Annotated in this window: 7 protein-coding genes; 5 read left to right on the top strand and 2 right to left on the bottom strand. The window is 27.7% G+C overall.

Features of this window, described 5'->3' with window-relative positions:
* Positions 1–139: 139 nt before the first annotated feature.
* Entirely contained in the window at positions 140–709 is a 570-nt protein-coding gene (locus HMPREF0202_RS12680; RefSeq protein ID WP_023051118.1) for a recombinase family protein, read from the top strand.
* 23 nt (positions 710–732) lie between these two features.
* Positions 733–1,773, top strand: coding sequence for a PDDEXK nuclease domain-containing protein (locus tag HMPREF0202_RS12675; protein ID WP_023051117.1), 1,041 nt, complete (start codon positions 733–735; stop codon positions 1,771–1,773).
* Between the two features lie 413 nt (positions 1,774–2,186).
* On the opposite strand, the gene HMPREF0202_RS12670 is transcribed toward HMPREF0202_RS12675, so the two are convergent.
* Positions 2,187–2,690: a lactoylglutathione lyase family protein gene (locus HMPREF0202_RS12670; RefSeq protein WP_023051116.1), complete on the bottom strand. Its 504-nt coding sequence runs from the start codon at positions 2,688–2,690 to the stop codon at positions 2,187–2,189.
* Between the two features lie 132 nt (positions 2,691–2,822).
* On the opposite strand from HMPREF0202_RS12670, the gene HMPREF0202_RS12665 reads away from it, so the two are divergent.
* From HMPREF0202_RS12665 to HMPREF0202_RS14865, 3 genes are all read left to right on the top strand, one after another.
* On the top strand, positions 2,823–3,143 hold the full coding sequence (locus tag HMPREF0202_RS12665; protein WP_023051115.1) for a winged helix-turn-helix transcriptional regulator: 321 nt from the start codon (positions 2,823–2,825) through the stop codon (positions 3,141–3,143).
* A 146-nt stretch (positions 3,144–3,289) separates the two neighbouring features.
* The gene (locus HMPREF0202_RS15735) at positions 3,290–3,460 is read left to right on the top strand and encodes a DDE-type integrase/transposase/recombinase (protein WP_084537715.1); all 171 of its coding nucleotides are present in this window, start codon (positions 3,290–3,292) and stop codon (positions 3,458–3,460) included.
* Positions 3,461–3,490: 30 nt separating this feature from the next.
* Positions 3,491–3,787: an IS3 family transposase gene (locus tag HMPREF0202_RS14865; RefSeq protein ID WP_023051114.1), complete on the top strand. Its 297-nt coding sequence runs from the start codon at positions 3,491–3,493 to the stop codon at positions 3,785–3,787.
* A 55-nt stretch (positions 3,788–3,842) separates the two neighbouring features.
* On the opposite strand, the gene HMPREF0202_RS12655 is transcribed toward HMPREF0202_RS14865, so the two are convergent.
* The gene (locus HMPREF0202_RS12655) at positions 3,843–4,088 is read right to left on the bottom strand and encodes a transporter suffix domain-containing protein (RefSeq protein ID WP_023051113.1); all 246 of its coding nucleotides are present in this window, start codon (positions 4,086–4,088) and stop codon (positions 3,843–3,845) included.
* Positions 4,089–4,136: the final 48 nt, after the last annotated feature.

Below are 4,136 nucleotides of genomic sequence, written 5' to 3'. Positions count from 1 at the left end.
AAAAATTTAAACCTAAAATTAATTTCTTTATTCATATATTTTTATTATAGGTATTTATCCAATTTTTGTTGATTTTTATTCTATAGTATAGTATTATTATAAATAATATGAAATTAATAATACAAAAGGAGTTTTTTAGATGATAAAGTATTATGTTAGAGTTTCTACTGTAGAACAAAAATTAAATAGACAGCTTTTAGCTTATGATAAAGCTGATATTGTTTATAGCGATAAAGTATCTGGAAAAGATAAAGAAAGACCTCAGTTAAAAGTTATGTTAGAGGGATTACAAAATGGTGATGTAGTAGTTGTTAAATCTTTAGATAGATTAAGTCGTAGTACAATGGATCTATTAGAAATAACTAAAGAGATTGAAGATAAAAGAGCTACTTTAAAAGTTTTAGATAAAGATATTGATACTGGAACAGCTATTGGTAAATTCTTTTTAACTATAATTGGAGCTGTTGTAGAATTAGAAAGAGAAAATATCAACCAGAGAGTTAGAGAAGGGGTTGCTATAGCAAAAGCTGAAGGAAAATATAAAGGACGAAAAAAAGGCAGCATAGAATTAAAAGGTGATAGCTTAAATAGATTTAAGATGTTTTATAATAAGGGGTTCAATAAGACTGAGTTATCAAAAGAGTTTGGAGTTCCTAGAGCTACTATCTATAGATGGGAAAAAGTCCTTAAAGAAAGAGGAGATTTATAATAAAATAATAATGGAGATATATTATGGAAAATGACGAAATAAAGAATTTAGACATTCAAGGGAATTATAGTTATATTATAAGCTTAATAGAGACTTCAAAATCTAGTGCCTTAAAAGCCATAAACTCAGAGCTGATAATTCTATATTGGAAAATAGGAGAATATATTCAAAAAGATATTTTAGATAAAGCAGATAAAATATATGGTGAAAATATTGTTGTAGAATTATCTAAGCGTTTAACTTCTCATTATGGCAGAGGATTTAGTAAAAGTGGTCTTTCAAGAATGATTAATTTTTATAGAAAATTTAAAGATTTTGAGATTGTTGCGACACTGTCGCAACAATTATCTTGGTCACATTTTGTAGAATTAATTAAAATAGAAAATGAATTAAAAAGAGAGTTTTATGTAGCAATGACTATAAATGAAGGGTGGTCTGTTAGAGTTTTTAAAGAGAGAATTAATTCAATGTTATTTGAGAGAACTGCAATTTCTAAAAAGCCAGAAGAAACAATAAAAAAAGATTTAGAACTTTTATCTAATCAGAAAATAATGACCGAATCTCTTTTTATTAAAGATCCATATATTTTAGATTTTTTAGGGCTAGAAAATAGTTATTCTGAAAAAGATTTAGAAAATAGAATCTTACAAGAATTAGAGAAATTTCTTTTAGAATTTGGAAGTGATTTTGCCTTTATGGGAAGACAAAAAAGAATTCAAATAGGAAATAAAGATTATTATTTAGACCTTCTTTTTTATCATAGAAAAATGAGAAGATTAGTTTTAATAGAATTAAAGTTAGGAGAATTTGAACCTCAATATAAAGGACAAGTTGAACTTTATCTAAAGTGGCTAAGTAAATATGAAAAGCAAGAGTTTGAAGAGGAACCTATTGCTATAATACTTTGTGCAAGTAAGGATTCAGAAGAGATAGAGCTTTTAGGACTTACAGAAGGTAATATACGAGTTTCTGAATATTTAGCAAGTTTGCCACCTAAAAAATTATTAGAAGAAAAATTGCATAAAGCTATATTAGAAGCTAAGGAATTAGCTGTAAAAAAATAAAACTAGATGAGTTAAGACCACTATCCAAAGAAACAATTAAAAGTTTAAGAGAACATTTAGAATGTTGTAAACCATAGAGAAGCTATACTATACTTGGAAGATGTTATAAAAAATGAAGAGCCTTTTAGTGAATGGCAAATAAAAAATATAATTTTAAAAGGAATTAGTGAAAAATGGTTATCCTCCAATAGTTATAAAAAATTCAAATAAATTATAATATTATTCGGCTTTAGATAAATCTCATGCAATAGGAGGTAATTTTAGTTTTATTTTTTTAGTTATAAAAGAGTGTAATAATATGTTGGATTGTTATATTTCTCTTTGTAACAATAATACCTAATATTTTTTTAGTATTAAATATAGATTAAAGCTTTGAAAATAAAGGGTCCAGTTCAACTGGACCCTTTTGCATCTTATAACTCGTGTTGGTAAGCTCCAGCACCGTAGTGCAGCTCATATGAATGAGTGTAGATTTCAATAATATTTCCAAACGGATCTTCACAGTAAACCATTTTATATGGCTTTTCTCCTGGATAATATTCTCTGATTGGCATTCTTTGCTTTCCACCAGCAGCTACAATTTTAGCTGTTAATTCTTCAATGTTAGGGTCCTTTACTGAGAAGTGGAATACCCCTGTCGGGTATGGATTAAACTCATTTCTTGGTTTATCGTTTTGTGGGAACTCAAATAACTCAATTCCAATTCCATCTCCTGTTGAAAGGTGAGCGATTTTAAATTCTCCCCAATTCTCTCCGAAAACGTCAATACACATCATTCCGATTGCTGTTTCTTTTTCCTCTTTTACTAAAGTTGGTGCCATAATCACATACCAATTCATAACTTCCCTGTAAAATTTAACAGCCTCTTCTATATTTGGTACTGATATTCCTATGTGTGAAAAATTTCTTGGATACATATTTTTTCCTCCTGATTATTTAAAATTTTAACTTGCGTTATTTACTCATTTAGTATATATTGATATGATAAATATGTAAAGTATGCACTTTTTAGTAATATACTATCCAAAAAGTAAGTAAAGGAGAATAATGTGACAAGAAAAGAGAGAAAAGAGAAGTATAAGTGTTCCGTAGAATATACATTATCTTTTATTGGTGGGAAATGGAAGCCCATTATATTATGGCATTTAGGAATAGAAGGAACTCATCGATATGGAGAGTTAAAGAAAAAATTAAATGGAATAAATCATAAAATGTTAACTCAGCAATTGAAAGAACTTGTAGAAGATGGCCTGGTAAATAGAGTTGAGTATCCACAAATTCCACCTAAAGTTGAATATTCTATGACTGATAAAGGAATGCAATTTATTGATATTTTAAAACTTATGCACGAATGGGGAAATAATAACTAAAAAAGAGAGGGGAATTTGATATGTTCCCTTTATAGTAGACAGATAAAATAATATAAATCTGTTTATTATGAAGGGAGTTTTTTATATGGGTAAAAAAGCAAAATTTTCGATTCAAGAAAAAGAAAGAATTATATTAGGATTTTTAAATAATAAAATTTCAAGCAACATTTCCAAATGAAAAATGGGTAACAGATGTAACCGAATTTAAATATAGAGATGGTAAAAAAGCATATTTAAGTGTAATATTAGATTTATATGATAGAAGTATCGTTTCTTATGTATTGAGTCATCGAAATGATAATCCACTAGTTTTCTAAACGTTAGATTTAGCTATCGAGCATAATCCTATGGCTAAAGGATTGCTTCATAGTGACAGAGGTTATCAATATACATCGAAAGGTTTTAAGGTGAAATTAGATACTCAAGGTATTAAAACAAGTATGTCTAAAGTGGGAAGATGCATCGACAATGGACCTATGGAAGGCTTTTGGGGAAGTTTAAAAAGTGAAAGTTATTATTTAAAAAAATTTGAAACTTACGAAGAGTTAGATATTAAAGAATACATAAATTTCTACAACACAAAAAGATTACAAAAAAAATTAAACAGCTTAAGTCCTTTAGAATATAGGGCTCAAGCTGCTTAGATTTTATATTATTTAAATTGTCTACTTGACAGGGTGCAGTTCAACTTTCTAATACTTAGCGTTTTAAGAATTTATTTTTATAATATTTAAAAGAAAAATATTGCCGATATTTTAAAGCTACTTCTTTTCCTGCAACCCATACAAAAATCCAAAAGGCTATTTCACCAATTGTAGCACAAAGAACACCTACAATAATTTTTTCATGCATCTTCATTGGTAAAAAAGGAGAAAAAAATGCAATTCCCCATAAAACATTAGATAAAATAAATAAAATTAAAACTCTTAAGTTTTTTTCAGTCATAAATTAGATATCCTTATATGAAATTAAAGAAACATCCCAAGTTAAAGT

It is taken from the genome of Cetobacterium somerae ATCC BAA-474, from assembly GCF_000479045.1.
Lineage (GTDB): Bacteria > Fusobacteriota > Fusobacteriia > Fusobacteriales > Fusobacteriaceae > Cetobacterium_A > Cetobacterium_A somerae.
Note: the sequence above shows the minus strand (reverse complement) of the source record. Positions and strands in the feature narration are given on the sequence as shown.

Excerpts from the sequence above, each read along its gene's own strand:
- HMPREF0202_RS12655 (WP_023051113.1), bottom strand. The coding sequence starts at position 4,088 with ATGACTGAAAAAAACTTAAGAGTTTTAATTTTATTTATTTTATCTAAT.
- HMPREF0202_RS12675 (WP_023051117.1), top strand. The coding sequence starts at position 733 with ATGGAAAATGACGAAATAAAGAATTTAGACATTCAAGGGAATTATAGT.
- HMPREF0202_RS12670 (WP_023051116.1), bottom strand. The coding sequence starts at position 2,690 with ATGTATCCAAGAAATTTTTCACACATAGGAATATCAGTACCAAATATA.
- HMPREF0202_RS12680 (WP_023051118.1), top strand. The coding sequence starts at position 140 with ATGATAAAGTATTATGTTAGAGTTTCTACTGTAGAACAAAAATTAAAT.
- HMPREF0202_RS14865 (WP_023051114.1), top strand. The coding sequence starts at position 3,491 with ATGGCTAAAGGATTGCTTCATAGTGACAGAGGTTATCAATATACATCG.